A 15355-nucleotide genomic window follows, 5' to 3' on the forward strand; every position below is an offset into this window, starting at 1 on the left:
ACTCCTTTAGTAGCCTTCCGGAACGACTAGCCTTTAGCTATCGTATCATTCACCAGATTATCGATGCAAATATAAGCTAACCAATGGTGATTTTGCCTTCAGGAAAGCGGTAGAGCTCTTTTTTGGAACGGGTGTTAAGCGCGAAAGCCAACGTGACAGGCCCTAGCCGTCCGACAAACATAAGCAAAATAATAATAATTTTTCCTATTTCACTCAAGTGGCTCGTTAATCCTGCGGACATGCCAACCGTACAGTAGGCAGAGGTCGCTTCAAACAATATGGCAAGAAAAGACCCTGTCTCCGTAATGGAGAGGAGCATGGTCGCCCCGCAAATAATCGAGAAAGCAATCATGGTGAACATAATCGCTTGATGAATTTGGTTTTTGGATATGCGATAACGGAACATCACGACATCTTCTTTGCCTCTCATCATCGCAACGATTGCTCCAATGAGAATAGCGAAGGTCGTTACACGAATACCGCCGCCCGTTGAGCCGGGGCCAGCACCGATAAACATAAGCAGGATGATGAAAAACTGTGTAACCTCTCGCAGCATGCTGGGATCAACCGTACTTAACCCAGCCGAACGAGCTGTAACCGATTGGAACAAGGCGCCAAGCATTTTTCCAGCTGCGGATAATGGCTGAAGTGTGCTGGAATTGGAAAACTCCAATGCAAAAATAACAATCGCGCCAACTGCGGTAAGAAGGCCGGTAACAGACAAAACGACCTTGCTATGCAAGCTGAGCTTTCTGTTTTTTGGATAGTTCACAAGCTCTGATATGACGATAAACCCGATTCCGCCAAAAAAGATCAACAGCATCGATACGATATTAACGAACGGGTCCTCCACGTAATGGATAAGACTGCTTGCTCGTTCGGGAAATTGGGAAAACAAATCAAAGCCAGCATTGTTGAAAAAAGAAATACTATGGAAGATGCCAAAATAAATCGACTTCCCGACCGGCATTTCCAGCATAAAATAGCTGCTAAGCAATACCGCCCCGGTTAACTCGATGACTAGAGCATAGAGTAGAACTTTACGAATCATGCGTACAATGCCTTCTGTTGAGCCATAGTTCATAGATTCTTGCAGAACGAGCCGCTCTCGAAACGAAATGCGTTTGCGAAACAGCAAAGCAAATAAGGTTGCCATCGTCATAAAACCTAATCCGCCGATTTGGGCTAATGCGATTATGACAACCTGTCCGAAAGTGGAGAAATGAGTGCCGGGATTTAATACAGTAAGCCCTGTTACGCATATCGCGCTGGTCGACATAAACAAAGCATCCAGATAAGAAAGCGAAATATCATTTGTATAGGATATGGGCTGCGATAAGAGCTCGGCGCCAATCAATATAATAAATATAAACCCGAAGGTCATTACTTGCGGAGGACTTGGCCGAAAACGCAACTTTTCGCGCAAGGCAGCAAGCTTAAACATGAGGTCATCCCACCTATCTCTTTCATGCTAGTATGGTTATTATTGTTCATTTGCATGTACACGTTCCTGATTGGACAAATGCACTGCGTTTCTTCCGCTATGTTTAGAGAGGTAGAGTGCCACGTCTGCTTCACTCAGCAGCGCTTCAAGCGGAACATCGGCTGATTTTGCCTCTGCCACCCCGAAGCTAGCGGTGATTGATATCGCCCTGGACGCGCTGTAGAGCGGATTTCCGGCAATGGCTGCACGGAGCTGCTCAGCGATTTGACCAGCTTGTACAAGTGACGTATTCGGCAAGCTTATAGCGAACTCTTCTCCGCCATAACGTCCGAATAAGGCATCAGCCGGGAGCGTTTGCTGGCAAATCATTACGACATGCTGTAATGCAAAATCGCCTAAGCTATGCCCATAACGGTCGTTGATTTGTTTGAAATAATCGATATCAAACAAAATAAACGAAAGCGGCTGCTTCGTTTGATGGGCAGAGGAAAGAAGCTGTCTGCTTTTTTCCATAAAGAAGGTTCGATTATAAATAGAAGTAAGCCCATCAATTTCTGCGAGATGGCGCAGCTTATTCTGAAGCAGCGTGTATTCCGTCACATCGATCATCACGATGGTTCTGCCAGCAAGCTGGCCATTTGGCTTTAATAGGTTGGAGGCTCTTATCCGGTAGTAGAACGTTTCCCCGCCTCGAATCCATTTGAACTCCTGCTCGTATTCTCCGGTTTCGTCCATTCCGAAGGAAAAGGCGCCTGATTCGGCTCCGCGCTTCCAAATGTGATCCAGCTTCTGGCCAATCGCTAAAGGAGTAAGCGCAGGAATAATCGTTGTGGCTGCGCCATTAAAGTCCATGATTTGATTTTCTAAATTAAGAACGAGAACGCCGTCGCGCATGCTCTCAAAGATATGTTCCCGCGCGATAGGCGCAACGGTCAGCAGCGCAGTCGAGAATATGGATGTGACATACAATATGGATGTCACACACATAAGAATCGGAACAGGGTCCATCCCAAGCGGAGTTTGACCGAGCACATACATAAGCGCACCTAGCATAGGCAGTGTGATGCCTACTGCCAGTGTAAGCATCTGCTTGCGATAAATGGATTTTGTCTTCTGCCAATGACGCGCCAATATAAACAAGCTGGCGAGCATAGATCCGAAAGTGTATCCGCCATGAACGTAATACCAGATGCCAGGCACTACATCCACCACTGTTGTGGCAACATGAGGCCGCAAATATAAGTTTTTATAAAAGAGATTATGGTATTCGTTGGTAGTAACCATGAGCAGCGTTATGGCAGGAATAACGAATAAGACCCATGATTTTTTGAACGTATTGAATTTATTTAGCCCAACATAGTGCATGATGAGCAGGAGGCTGCAAGGAGCGATAAAGGGCATGCCTATATATTCAATGTTTAACCAGAAACGGATTTCTTGAAGCGAATCGCTGGCAAGCTCAAATGCGAAAGCAAAGGTGTATACGGCTGATAGAACGGTCATCCACATAAACACGCTCATGCCCGAAAATTTATTCTTGTTGTAATAAGCATATATGGCAAGCAGCACGCTAAGAACGCCTGAAATAATGACAATAATAATATACTGTGACATAGGGGAATTCATAGTCATGACATAAGCGACTCCCAATGTAGCGGAATGATAATACGTACTTATTAAAAAAAACTATGGATGGGTAATAGGCTACGGACACATTTTACCATAGTAGCTTAATTTTCTACAAAATAATATAAAACCGGACAGCAAGGTCGTTATCCTAGCTGTCCGTTGGCAATGATATTTCAACGCAGGTGCCCGAGCCGAGCTCGCTGTGGAACACAATGGTGCCCTTATGCGCAGCGATAATCTGTTGGCTTACCATAAGGCCGAGACCATTTCCGCTCGTTTTATTCGTAAAGAAAGGCTCTCCTAGGCGAAGCAAATCACTCTCGGCAATTCCACAGCCTTGATCGATAAATTGCAGGATGATTACTCGATTTGCATCACACGCCACCTTCACGGAGAGTACGCCGCCGCTGGTCATCGATTCAATGCCGTTTTTCATAATATTTACGAAAACCTGCTTCAGCTGATTAGCCTCGCCAATCACCTCAGGAAGCTCGGCTTCCGCGAGCAGGGCTAGCTGCACATTGCTCATCTTTGCCTCTGAATCGAGCAGCATCATAATATCGCCAACGAGGCGGATGATATTCACAGGCTGATAGATCGTGGCCTGCGGCTTAGCGAATACGAGAAATTCGCTCACGATCATATTAATCTGATCGAGCTCGCCAAGCATAATCTCAAGATGGGCTGGCGATAACGAGCCGGTCTGCTTGTGCAGCTGTACAAAACCACGAAGTGTCGTAAGCGGATTGCGAACCTCATGCGCCACGCCCGCAGCAATTTGACCAACGACCGACAACTTCTCAGAGCGCCTAATAATTTCTTCTGTTTGTTTGCGAGAAGTAATATTCCGAGATATAGTGGCAATCGCAATAATGGTGCCCAGCTCGTCGCGAATAGGAGAAATCGTAATGCTGAGATCGATGAGATTGCCGGATTTACTGTAACGCACAGTTTCATAATCCGTTACAGAGCCGCCTCGCAGTACAGTGGACTCAAGCTCTTGGTGTGAGCTTAAGTAGCCTCGCGGAACGTTATCAAGCGTGATGCCAAGCGCTTCTTCTTGGCTCCAGCCGTACATCTTTTCAAAAGCGATATTGACCTGTATGACATGGCCTTCCAGATCAGTGACATGAATGGCGTCCGATGTATGATTGACGAAGGATTCCAAATACTGCTTCGTGCTTTGCAGCTCTTCCGCAGCAGCTTTAAGCTGAGTTGTATAATGATTTAGATTATTGCCCATCGTATCGACACGAGAGGCAAGCAAGCCTAATTCATCCTCGCTGCGAATCGTAATGACTTCTCCAAAATCTCCTGCAGCAATCGCGTTTACTTTACGTATAACTTGATTGAGACCGCGCAGCATGAAGCCGGCTATGAAATAGCTCGCAATCATCGTAATAAGCACGAGTCCAAGTGAAATGACAAATTGCATAACCAGCAGCTGATTAACGGGCTTTTGGATCGCTTTCTGATCAAAAACGACGCTAAACACATAGTTTTTGTTCGTCTTAATCGGGATAAAGTTTTTGATAACCGGAACGCCGTTGATGTTTCTTTTGACAGTAAGGCTCTTACCGGTTTTATTGACTTGTTGAATATTTAAAAAATCGTTTGATTGATCCTGATAGTTATAGTCGCCAAACGGGATGGCTCGAACGTCGAGGTTGTAAACGGGAATGCCTTGTTTGTATTTAATAATTTTGTCCTTGCCGTAAAACTCAAGGTCGAATCCGGTAACTTCTAGAATATCGGATTGATCGGCAATGATCTTGTTAACGATTGCATCTGTCCCAATGGTATAGTCGAAATCCAGCAGCACCTGAGCGTTGACGTATGGATTGATGATATAGTTTGTTGAGCCGTCATAGTAATAGCCCCATTTGCGAATTTCGGACGGATCCGACGTTGAGAAATTAAACGGGCCTGACCAGAAGTTTTTGAGCTTCTGACCTTGCACAATGTTTACTTCATGTTTGTCGAATAGCTGTAAAAAGGCAACATGCCAGTAATCCCAGGTTTTTGAGCTCATATTAATTTCATTGGGATCTGAGGAACGTTTCGCAACAACATCGTTTCCAAAGCGCTGCCATAATGTAATATGATCGACGCCAAGCTGAGTGCTAAGCTTTACGAGCTGCTCATTTGTTACATTTTTAATTTCAGGATCCAGCTGTGACTTTGCCGCTAGAGAGGCAATGCGCAGCTTTTCGCCAAGCGTGTCCTCCATGTACTGGCGGGCGTTCTCTGACGCTTCGACCGTACTGCTTAGTTGCTTTGCAATATTAGTAAACTGAACTTCTAGATTAGACTCAGCTTCAGTTTTTGTTGTGTAGTAATAGAGCAAGGTGCTTAGTGTCAGTATGACAGCTACTATTATGGATATGGAGAAGGATAGCTTAGCTTTAATTGACAAAAATAATTCCTCCCACGGTCTAAGATGCTCCTACTTACAATTAGACACGGAATGACAAAAATCCTGTTTTGGCGCACAGAAAAAAGGAGAAACAGCAATCGTTTCTCCTTTTATGAAGCAATACGGATTTTGGTACCTATGAACAAACATTCGTTGCCCTGTGTCCGCTAGGCGCGTGAGAATTGCTCTTCTTCTAAGTACTGCTCAGCTTCCTCGTAGGTCTCGAAAGCGGATTCCAGATTCAAGTCGGCATATAGATACCAAAGATCTTCTTCGAACAGCAATGTTAGCACAGCATTGTCCGGTCCGATCCAGCGCTCTTCTTGCGGTGCTTTTTGTTTTTTCTTTTTCTTCGATTCCGGTTTCTCTGGCGGTGCGATGGATAGAGAATGGATCGATTTCTCAATAAGCGAGCGAAGCTCTTCCTCGTTGAAATCGCGAATATTGACTAGGCCTTTGTCATCGGTTGCTACACCCTTAACTAAGCCAGCGAAAACATAACCGTTTCCGTTCGGATGCAGATGGTGCACGACCGACTTTTTCTCATGTGCGCTTTCTTCGTAATGGAAGTTAGTGCGGCCAAGAGAAACATCCTTCCGTTCTAATTCAGGAAAGCCTTCAATTATTGCAAGCTTTTGTTCAAAAGACAACATCTTTTATTTCCTCCTAAAGGTTTGCGAAGCAAACCACTTCGTAAGCATAATCCTAGGTTTGCGAAGCAAACCACTTCGTAAGCATAATCTTAGGTTCGCGAAGCAAACCACCTCGTAAGCATGATCTTAGGTTTGCGAAGCAAACCACCTCATAAGCATGTGCTTAGGTTCGCGATGCATGTGATTATACCATACCAAAGGAGGGAGATGTTAGATGTCTTTCTTCTTCGTCAGCAGGATAACAGCGCCGCAGAGAATAAGGATGATCGCAATGATCGGCTGGCTGAGTAAAAACTTGCTGTAGAGGGAGCCGATGGAGAAGACGGCGAAGAAGAGAATAGACAACACAGTCAAAATGTTAATGGGAATAAGCAGCCATTTGTTCCGATTGCCGAACCAATAAAATTCGAACAAGCCAATGGCAACGGCGAGAATAAAGCCCGGCCACATGTACCCCCAATTGTTGAATAACATAGCGATCTGACAAACGACACCTGCAGTGAACAAAATGCCTCCCGGAATTAATAGGCCTGATCCACGTCTGCCAATCATGGAGAAGTACAGCCAGTGAAAGAAAAGCCCAACGGGTATGACGAATAACGATGGCCAGAAGTAGGCAAATATTTTGCCTGGGCCAAATTCTTCGCCTTGGTTTAGAAATAATACAGCTCCGAGCAGCAGGAGGACAAACCCGCTAATGGTTTTTAGCTTCATTGTTTTATTACACCCCAATCAACGTTTTATTAAAATATAAGAAAGTATATTAATTGCTCCTACTTTTCTTATATTTCTCTGTCAAAGCTGCTTCAGTATCCAGAGGATGCTGAAGGCGTTTTTGCTTGGCTGAATTCAGCATAGCATACATTGAAATTAACTGTCCTCCTGCTGTAGGTAAAATGGTTAGCTGGACTAAAGTCTAGTACTCACTCCTCCTCTGCATAGGGGTTGTCAGTGCTGGATGACAATTTGGCGCTCCGAGGGATGCAGAGAAAAAGCTTCATCTATTCCGTCGGGGATAATGCTTAGCCGCTCAGACAGGCGATTGCCCTCAAAGGCCATCATAAAGGGAATACCCAGTATGGCTAAAACAACGAGTAGAACGCCAGTATGGCGCAATTTGCGCAGCCAAGGGCGGTAAACGGGTGGTGCCTCCGCTGCAAGCTGGTTGCGGTGAGTTTGAAGCATCCAGACGATGCAAGCCATAAACAAAAAGAAGGTGGTCGTCATTGTCACGAAAGACCAGCGGAATGAATGTGGCGGAATAAAAGCAAAATAAAGCATGGCAAATGAGCAAAGCGGTGCTAGCTGAAAGGGAACAATAAGTACGGGATCGGATGCTTGGCGGCGCCGTGCTACATCATTAGCCTTTTCAGTCCGAGCGTTCGTTCGCCGTATGAGCCTGCGCATTTTTGGGTATGAACCAAGCCAAATGAGCAGCACTGGAATGATAGCAAACGGCGTGTGAATGAGCAGCCGATGTGTCCAAAACTGAGGATGCGTCATCGAAGCCAGTATTAAATCTGCTGCAGCAATTCCTACCGTAAGGAAGCTTAAGCAAACAGACCAAAATAACAGCTTGCGTGTTTTGTAATTAAGCTGCTGCTCGGTTTGGCTATAAGTCAGTTTTGATGCTTTGGCAGCAACTATTAATGAAAAAATGACAAAGAGCATTAACGTGCCGAGTTCAAAATAAATGAATAAAGAATGCATGGAATGAGCCCCCTGAAAGTAATGATAGCACCATATACACTTATACTATAGAAGCGATTTTACTAGTCGTTATACATCTTATCTAGTTCATCTGTTATGCAACACAGCCGTAAGTCGGAACGAAGTACTAGACCTCTGGCGGGGAAAAAGTCGAAGAAACGCAAATGGAATCGAACAATACAAAATGCGGAAATAGTTCCTATGAAACGACATTTTACACCTCTTGTTTAGTTCTATGAAAGCGCTACAATTAAGGTAATAAGAAGTAGGAGGTGAATAAACATGAGCCAAGAAGAAGAAGTAGTTCAAGAAGGCGTGGAAGAAACCGCTGAACTGATTTCGGAAGAGGCTCCAGCTGAAGAAGTAGTAGAAGCTGTTGAGGCTGAACTGGAAGAAGAAGTGGAAGAAGCTGCTGCAGCTACGGAGGAAGAATCCTCTGAGGAAGCAGAAGAAGAGTCAGCTGAAGAAGAAGCAGCTGAGGAAGAGTCTGAAGAGCAATAATGATATCTATCATTTTATATTATAAAGAGAAAGACTGTTCTTAGGTTGCTATGGCGACCCAAGCACAGTCTTTTTTTATTGTAAAGAAGGCTGGATTATACTTATTTCTTAGATCTATTTTTAAAAACCACGATTAGACCGCCAATAGAAATGCCAACTATAGCCCACGCTGCAATAAACAATATTGAATTCATGAGGTACACTCCTTATTTGTTACTATATCGCTGAATAAAATTAGACACCTATTATAACATGCTTAATAGGTGATTTTTCTTTCTAACTGTGAATCTTCTGCTTCTAAAAAGGTAACGACTGGGCATCATAGGAAGATTATTTTAGTAGAAGAAATACAAAAAAATTATTTATGTAAAGGTACGATTCTAACGTGCAATAAGCTATTTTATATGCTACGATACCTTGTGTTTTACTTTTTATATTAGAAGAAGGTGACAGCATGACAACAGCAGAGGCTGGTAATGGAACAGGGCAAAAGGATCAGAAGGGCTTAAGCTTATTTTTTCTGACGTGGCCTATATTTTTAGAAATCTTTTTGTTTATGCTGATGGGTATTGCAGATACGCTGATGCTGAGTGCAATATCGGATAATGCTGTATCAGGCGTTGGTGCATCAAATCAATATTTGCATATAGCGATCTTACTATTAGAGGTAATCGGCAACGGGGCATCCATAGTCGTTGCGCAATATATCGGTTCTCGCAAGTATGTAGAAGCTGCCAAAATATCAGCGCTCGCGATCTCGCTCAATCTAGTAGTCGGGGTATTTATAAGCCTTATGTTCGTGTTGTTCGGCGGACATTTGCTGCAAACGTTAAATTTGCAAGGTGAAATACTTGAACATGCGAAAAGTTATTTAGCCATTGTAGGCGGCATGATTTTCCTTCAAGCTATCATCAACTCGATATCTGCCATTATTCGTGTACATGGTTTTACAAAGGAAGCGATGTTCGTATCGCTTGGCATGAATATCGTTCATATTATCGGAAACTATTTGCTTATTTTCGGGAAATTCGGATTTCCGGAGATGGGAGTTCAAGGTGCGGCGCTGTCATCGGTCATTAGCCGTGGTTTAGCGCTCATCGTCTTCTTCTGGATGCTGTACCGGATTATGTCAGTACGGATTGAAATCAAGTATTATATTGCATTGTCCAAGGAGTATATCCTCAAAATACTGAGAATCGGCATTCCGTCTGCATTGGAGCAAGTGATGTATCAGGCATGCCAAATCGTATTTTTGTATTATGCTACGTATCTTGGCGCGGCCTCCTTGGCGGCGAAAAACTATGCGAATAACATTTCGATGTTTACGTATCTGTTTGCTTTTGCAATTGGCATGGGTACTGCAATCATCGTAGGCAGGATGGTTGGTGCAGGCGAGCAAACGATTGCCTACCGTCAAGTATGGAAAAGCGTGCGCTGGGCAAGTGCGGTAACCTTGATTGCCGTGTTGCTCGTTATTTTGTTCCGCGAGCCGCTCATGCGAATGTTTACGGACGATGAGGAAATTGTTCGGCTGGGCATAAATGTGCTCCTGCTGAGCATCGTGCTGGAGAATGGCCGTACGATTAATATCGTGCTTATCAACTCACTGCGTGCATCAGGCGATGCAAAGTACCCTCTATATATCGGAATGGGTTCTATGGTCGCAATGAGCTTGCCGCTTGGCTACTTCTTCGTATTCCAGCTTGATCTGGGCCTCGCTGGTATTTGGCTGGCGATTGCAGCAGATGAATGGCTGCGAGCCGTTATTATGTTTTTCCGATGGAAGAGTAGAAAATGGGAGAAATATGGGCTCGTTAAGCGTGATAATAAGGAGAAATCCGCAGTTTTGCAGGGTTAAGCTGAGCTAAGGCAATGTTGCTCGCTCAAATCATAAGGAATAATGGACACCAGAGAAGTTTACCACTTCACTGGTGTCTTTTTTTTGTAAATACAATTGACATAAATAGGATTACGCAATAATATATAAACATACATAATATAAGTTAGTAAGTTTTAAAAAGTAAGTTAATATTTTTATTGGAGGAATTTTAAAATGGCAAAATCACAATGGACGGTTGATTCCACGCACAGCAGCATCGATTTCTCGGTAAAGCATATGATGATCGCAAAAGTAAAAGGTACTTTTCATGCGTTTGAAGCCAATATTTCCGCTGATGCGCATGACCTGACTTCAGCTGATATCCAGCTTACGATTGATCTTGATAGCGTGGACACACGCAACAAGGATCGTGACGCACATTTGCGCAACAATGATTTTTTTGATATCGAGCAGTTTCCGAAGCTTGTATTTACTGCAACGGCAATCACAAAAACAGACGACGGCGAATATTCCGTTGTTGGCGATGTGAGCCTTCATGGCGTGACACGTTCCGAGAAATTTGCAGTCAGCTTCGAAGGCGCAGGCAAAGATCCTTGGGGCAACGATAAAGTAGGCTTTAGCGCGACGGGCAGCCTGAAACGCAGCGACTACGGCTTAACGTATAATGCTGCTCTTGAAACAGGCGGCGTGCTCATTGGCGACGAAGTGAAGATTTCAATCGATATTGAAGCGATTCATCAAGGCTAATGAATTAAGAAGCATATTTATTAACGGCTCATCGGGCATTTGCCCGGTGGGCCGTTTTTTGTTGCTGTAAAACGCTTTCAGCGGTAGGATAAGTAAAGGAACAGCTAGTGAGAGTAAGGGGATATGCAATATGGAGCCAAATGCTTCAACACATATAAGGAACATCGGAATATTTGCTCACGTTGATGCGGGGAAGACGACCACAACAGAGCAAATTTTATTCCATAGCGGTCGCATTCGTTCGCTTGGCAGCGTGGATGCAGGCACGTCACAGACGGATTTTCTAGAAGTGGAACGCTCAAGAGGCATATCGGTACGTGCAGCAGCAACCCGTTTTACTTGGCAAGGAGTAACGATCAACCTGGTCGATACACCGGGGCACGTCGATTTTCTCTCTGAGGTCGAACGTTCACTGCGCGTCATGGATGGAGCGGTGCTTATTCTGTCGGCAGTTGAGGGTGTGCAGGCACAGACAGAAGTCATATGGCATGCGCTGCGCGAACGAAACATTCCAACGCTTATTTACGTGAACAAGCTGGATCGAATTGGTGCAGATCCAATAGGAACGATCCAGCAAATTAAGCGTTTGTTATCCAATCAAGCAGCGCCAGTTCAGGCTCCGCTTGGTATCGAGGATAGTTTCAGCGGTGCAGTTAGCCTGCTCGTTTCGGGAATAGCAGGGAGTGAGACGGAGGAAGCGCAGCTTTATTTGCAACTGCTGGAGGAAGCCGTGGCAGAGCAAGATGAACCGCTGCTTCTTCAATATTTGGACAGCGGCGCACTGCCTAAATCGGAGCTGAATCAACAGCTGCCTGCGCTTACGCAGCGCGGTGAATTGTTTCCAATTTTATTTGGCGCATCAAATCGTGGGATAGGCATCGAGCCTCTCATGCAAGCGATGATTACGCTGCTGCCGCCGCCTCAAATCATCTCGGACGGTCCAGTGTCTGGCGTCGTCTTCCGTATTGAGCGCGATGCAGCAATGGGTAGAATCGCCTATGTCCGCCTGTACAGCGGGGTGATTCGCAATCGTGATTCCGTCCGCAATGAGACGCAGCAGATCGAAGAGAAAATTACGCAGATACGCAAAATCGATGGGCAAAAGGCCGAGGATGTAGGGCTGCTCGCGGCAGGCGATATTGCAGCGGTCTGCGGCTGGACTCAGGCGCGCATTGGCGACATTATAGGCAGCGCTGAGTTTGTACCCGGTGAGACGCGGATGGCTGTTCCGCTGCTGACGGTACAGGTGCGCTGGAGCAACGAAGCCGAATATCCGGCTGTCGTTGCGGCGCTGCATGAGCTGGCGGATGAAGATCCGCTGCTCGATTTGCAATGGCTGCAGGAGCAGCGCGAGCTGCACCTGAAAGTCATGGGGCCGATTCAGATTGAAGTGCTGACGCATGTGCTGAACAATCGGTACGGCTTAAAGGCTGAATTCGATCAGCCATCGGTTATCTATAAAGAGACGCCTGCTCAATCAGGCGAGGGTTTCATTGCCTATACGATGCCGAAGCCATGCTGGGCAATTCTGCGGTTTCATATTGAGCCCGGTGAGCGCGGGAGCGGGATAACGTTCAGCTCCGTTGTCCGATCAGAGCGGCTGCTTGACCGCTATCAGAACGAGGTGGCAAGAAGCGTGCCCGAAGCGCTTCAGCAGGGGTTATTTGGCTGGGAAGTAACGGATATAAAGGTTACTCTTATTGAGGGTGAGCATCATGTGTGGCATACGCATCCGCTAGATTTTGCAGTCGCAACCCCGATGGGCATTATGGATGGTTTGTCGCGAATTGGAGTAAAGCTGCTGGAGCCGATGCTGTCCTTCCGCCTCTCTGCCCCGGAAGAGACGGGCGGCAAGCTAATGAACGAGCTCATTCTAATGCGTGGTGAGTTTGATACGCCAGTTGTCAGGCAGGAACGAATGGAAATCGAAGGCATCATTCCTGTTGCCACGTCCCTTGAGTTTCCTGCGAGATTTGGATCGCTTACCAAGGGCAGAGGTGCGCTTGCAACCTTCTTCGCCGGATATCGCGAATGTCCGCCTGATGTAAAGGCCGAACGGATAAGACGAGGCGTAAATCCGCTGGATCAGTCAAAATATATATTAGCTGTTCGAAATGCGCTTGCCGGGTCATAGCCGCAAGCGTTTTTGTTCATTTATATAGCACAGGGCATATATTTAGGAACGGAAGGGAAATTCGAGCGAAGTATTTTAATTTAAGGTAAAGTATGGGTATCTATACATGTGTATAACCTGATAAAGGGAGGATATTAATGATCATACGTTCCCTTGAAGAAATTACAAATATGTCTGATGGTTATGCGTTGCAAGATAGTGTAAATGGATTCTTGGATCAAAAGGTCCATGGCGTATCCATTGATACAAGAACGATTCATCCTGGAAATTTGTATATTCCAATCGTACGGATCGACGATGGACACAAGTACGTGAAGCAGGCTTTTGAAAAGGGGGCAGTTGCTTCTTTATGGCAAGCAGATCATATCCCGCCACCTGAAGGCTTACCGATTATTATAGTAGAAGATACGTTAAAAGCACTCCAAAGCATCGCCATGGCGTATCGAAGCCAATTAAACTGCAAGGTAATTGCTGTAACAGGTAGTAATGGCAAAACAACAGTTAAGGATATGGTGAATACCTTATTGAGTACAACGTTTAACGTTCAGAAAACAAGAGGAAATCTCAATGGCGAGTACGGACTTCCGCTCTCTTTATTAGAGGTTAGAAATGATACAGAAATCGTTGTTTTAGAAATGGGCATGAGCAACAAAGGTGAAATTAAAATTCTGTCTGAAATTGCAAAGCCTGATGTTGCTATAATTACAATGATTGGCGTTTCTCACTTGTCGAATCTAGGTTCTAGAGAACAAATCGCTTTGGCTAAGTTGGAAATACTTGAGGGACTAAATTCTGAAGGGACTTTCCTGTTTAATGGCGATGAGCCGTTGCTCGTTAAGGGACTGGAGAAGAGAGGCTTTCCGTGGACAGGAGCAACCATTCGATTCGGTCAATCTCCATCCAACGATTATTTTCCTTTGAAAATAGAGCACAAGCAATCAGATCTCTTATTCACATTAAAGCAATATCATATGCCATTCAGATTGCCGCTCCTTGGTAGCCATAATGTGGCCAATGCCATTGCTGCGATTGCTGTTGCAAACCTTTTTAAAATCGATGAAGAACATATTCAATTAGGGCTGAGCAACTTAGAGATTTCCGGAATGAGAATGGAGCGGATTTGGTCGGCTAAGGGTTTCTTAATTATTAACGATGCTTGGAATGCCAGTCCTATTTCTATGCAGGCGGCCATTGAAACGGTTCAAAACTTAGAGGGATTCCATAAAAAAGTATTAATATTAGGGGACATGCTTGAACTAGGAGATGCCGAGGCAGCGTTTCATGAAGAAGTAGCCCGGAGTGTGGATTTATCAAAAATTCACTCGGTGTTTACTTTTGGTCATATAAGCAAAATAATTTCGGATACGCTCCTCGAAAATGGTTTTGAGGGAGAAGCCAAACACTTCACATCAAAAATATCTTTAACTGAAGAGTGCATGCGAATCCTGAGTAAAGATGATGTTGTTTTAGTAAAAGGATCTCGCGGTTTGAAGCTGGAAGAGGTCTGTCATCTTCTAGAAGATAAGCAGCAATAGGCAGAAGGAGAGGATTTTATGTTGAAGAGAGTGAATGAGCTTCCAACGGATAAAAGAATCGCTGGCATTCATAGTATCCCTTTGCTCGAGGATGGGTCTATCGTGATGGTATGGGATCGCAACGAGCAAACATTAACGACGGTTGGCGGAAGAATTGAACCGGGCGAGAGCATCGACGAGGCGCTGGATCGGGAGACGGTGGAGGAAGCCGGACTGCTGCTGATGCCGGAGAGAATACCTGTTGCCTGCTGGTACTGGACGGAAACCGATACGTATACCGTATTTGTTGTTGCGAAGGTACACAGCTTCGTTCCGATGCCGGAAGGTTTTGAGACTACTGGGCGCGTCACCTTTAATTTCGAAACGGCCAAACAAGTCGTGAATCGATTAGAGGGGCATGGCCAACGTATACTTATATTAAATTATGCGGAAGAAGCTGCCTCTCAGTTATTCACAACCGAAAACCCACGATCTTTACTCTAACGAACTGTACTATGCTTATTATGCAAAAAACTACGTTTTTTTCATTTTAACGAACCTAATTGACGTTATAGCATGCTTTGTATGGTGTTACGAGCTATTTTTCTCAAAATAACGATTCTGGAGTTCGTTACAATTTTAATTCCTTACGAATGATTTAAATAAGAGTGATGAGGTTCGTAAGCTATAGGAATGATAGGAGAAGGGCACGTTATGCCTGAGCTCCTTCAAGCTCCTTCAAAAAAACAAAGCAGGGACTGTTTCAA

The 15355-nt window shown here is 44.9% G+C and carries 12 protein-coding genes; 6 read left to right on the forward strand and 6 right to left on the reverse strand.

Translation table 11 applies throughout. The features are described 5' to 3' along the window. Positions 1-76: 76 nt before the first annotated feature. The 6 genes from AB4Z45_RS14290 to AB4Z45_RS14315 all read right to left on the reverse strand — a co-directional run bounded on the left by AB4Z45_RS14290 (position 77) and on the right by AB4Z45_RS14315 (position 7852). On the reverse strand, positions 77-1444 hold the full coding sequence (locus AB4Z45_RS14290; RefSeq protein ID WP_441910015.1) for a TrkH family potassium uptake protein: 1368 nt from the start codon (positions 1442-1444) through the stop codon (positions 77-79). Between the two features lie 39 nt (positions 1445-1483). Next, positions 1484-3076 carry a histidine kinase N-terminal 7TM domain-containing diguanylate cyclase gene (locus tag AB4Z45_RS14295; RefSeq protein WP_441910017.1) on the reverse strand — a complete coding sequence of 531 codons (1593 nt, stop codon included), beginning with the start codon at positions 3074-3076 and terminating at the stop codon, positions 1484-1486. Between the two features lie 145 nt (positions 3077-3221). Beyond that, entirely contained in the window at positions 3222-5489 is a 2268-nt protein-coding gene (locus AB4Z45_RS14300) for a PAS domain S-box protein (RefSeq protein ID WP_441910019.1), read from the reverse strand. Between the two features lie 167 nt (positions 5490-5656). After that, complete coding sequence (locus tag AB4Z45_RS14305; protein ID WP_076266379.1) at positions 5657-6142, reverse strand: hypothetical protein; 486 nt, start codon at positions 6140-6142, stop codon at positions 5657-5659. A 210-nt stretch (positions 6143-6352) separates the two neighbouring features. Beyond that, a complete protein-coding gene (locus tag AB4Z45_RS14310) occupies positions 6353-6856 on the reverse strand; it encodes a hypothetical protein (RefSeq protein ID WP_339205534.1) in 504 nt (167 codons plus the stop codon). 234 nt (positions 6857-7090) lie between these two features. Further along, positions 7091-7852, reverse strand: coding sequence for a hypothetical protein (locus AB4Z45_RS14315; RefSeq protein WP_441910021.1), 762 nt, complete (start codon positions 7850-7852; stop codon positions 7091-7093). Between the two features lie 282 nt (positions 7853-8134). Here AB4Z45_RS14315 and AB4Z45_RS14320 point away from each other — a divergent pair, with 282 nt between their 5' ends. The 6 genes from AB4Z45_RS14320 to AB4Z45_RS14345 all read left to right on the forward strand — a co-directional run bounded on the left by AB4Z45_RS14320 (position 8135) and on the right by AB4Z45_RS14345 (position 15092). Then, positions 8135-8353, forward strand: coding sequence for a hypothetical protein (locus tag AB4Z45_RS14320; protein ID WP_339205532.1), 219 nt, complete (start codon positions 8135-8137; stop codon positions 8351-8353). A gap of 454 nt (positions 8354-8807) precedes the next feature. After that, entirely contained in the window at positions 8808-10211 is a 1404-nt protein-coding gene (locus AB4Z45_RS14325) for an MATE family efflux transporter (protein ID WP_441910023.1), read from the forward strand. A gap of 195 nt (positions 10212-10406) precedes the next feature. Beyond that, positions 10407-10940, forward strand: coding sequence for a YceI family protein (locus AB4Z45_RS14330; RefSeq protein ID WP_076266374.1), 534 nt, complete (start codon positions 10407-10409; stop codon positions 10938-10940). Positions 10941-11070: 130 nt separating this feature from the next. Beyond that, positions 11071-13074 carry a GTP-binding protein gene (locus AB4Z45_RS14335; protein WP_441910025.1) on the forward strand — a complete coding sequence of 668 codons (2004 nt, stop codon included), beginning with the start codon at positions 11071-11073 and terminating at the stop codon, positions 13072-13074. A 137-nt stretch (positions 13075-13211) separates the two neighbouring features. Further along, positions 13212-14609 carry a UDP-N-acetylmuramoyl-tripeptide--D-alanyl-D-alanine ligase gene (locus tag AB4Z45_RS14340; protein WP_441910027.1) on the forward strand — a complete coding sequence of 466 codons (1398 nt, stop codon included), beginning with the start codon at positions 13212-13214 and terminating at the stop codon, positions 14607-14609. Positions 14610-14627: 18 nt separating this feature from the next. Beyond that, positions 14628-15092: an NUDIX domain-containing protein gene (locus AB4Z45_RS14345; protein WP_441910029.1), complete on the forward strand. Its 465-nt coding sequence runs from the start codon at positions 14628-14630 to the stop codon at positions 15090-15092. Positions 15093-15355: the final 263 nt, after the last annotated feature.

The organism is Paenibacillus sp. MCAF9, assembly GCF_052114265.1.
GTDB lineage: Bacteria > Bacillota > Bacilli > Paenibacillales > Paenibacillaceae > Pristimantibacillus.

Excerpts from the sequence above, each read along its gene's own strand:
- AB4Z45_RS14310 (WP_339205534.1), bottom strand. The coding sequence starts at position 6,856 with ATGAAGCTAAAAACCATTAGCGGGTTTGTCCTCCTGCTGCTCGGAGCT.
- AB4Z45_RS14305 (WP_076266379.1), bottom strand. The coding sequence starts at position 6,142 with ATGTTGTCTTTTGAACAAAAGCTTGCAATAATTGAAGGCTTTCCTGAA.
- AB4Z45_RS14325 (WP_441910023.1), top strand. The coding sequence starts at position 8,808 with ATGACAACAGCAGAGGCTGGTAATGGAACAGGGCAAAAGGATCAGAAG.
- AB4Z45_RS14345 (WP_441910029.1), top strand. The coding sequence starts at position 14,628 with ATGTTGAAGAGAGTGAATGAGCTTCCAACGGATAAAAGAATCGCTGGC.
- AB4Z45_RS14330 (WP_076266374.1), top strand. The coding sequence starts at position 10,407 with ATGGCAAAATCACAATGGACGGTTGATTCCACGCACAGCAGCATCGAT.
- AB4Z45_RS14335 (WP_441910025.1), top strand. The coding sequence starts at position 11,071 with ATGGAGCCAAATGCTTCAACACATATAAGGAACATCGGAATATTTGCT.
- AB4Z45_RS14320 (WP_339205532.1), top strand. The coding sequence starts at position 8,135 with ATGAGCCAAGAAGAAGAAGTAGTTCAAGAAGGCGTGGAAGAAACCGCT.
- AB4Z45_RS14315 (WP_441910021.1), bottom strand. The coding sequence starts at position 7,852 with ATGCATTCTTTATTCATTTATTTTGAACTCGGCACGTTAATGCTCTTT.
- AB4Z45_RS14290 (WP_441910015.1), bottom strand. The coding sequence starts at position 1,444 with ATGTTTAAGCTTGCTGCCTTGCGCGAAAAGTTGCGTTTTCGGCCAAGT.
- AB4Z45_RS14340 (WP_441910027.1), top strand. The coding sequence starts at position 13,212 with ATGATCATACGTTCCCTTGAAGAAATTACAAATATGTCTGATGGTTAT.
- AB4Z45_RS14295 (WP_441910017.1), bottom strand. The coding sequence starts at position 3,076 with ATGACTATGAATTCCCCTATGTCACAGTATATTATTATTGTCATTATT.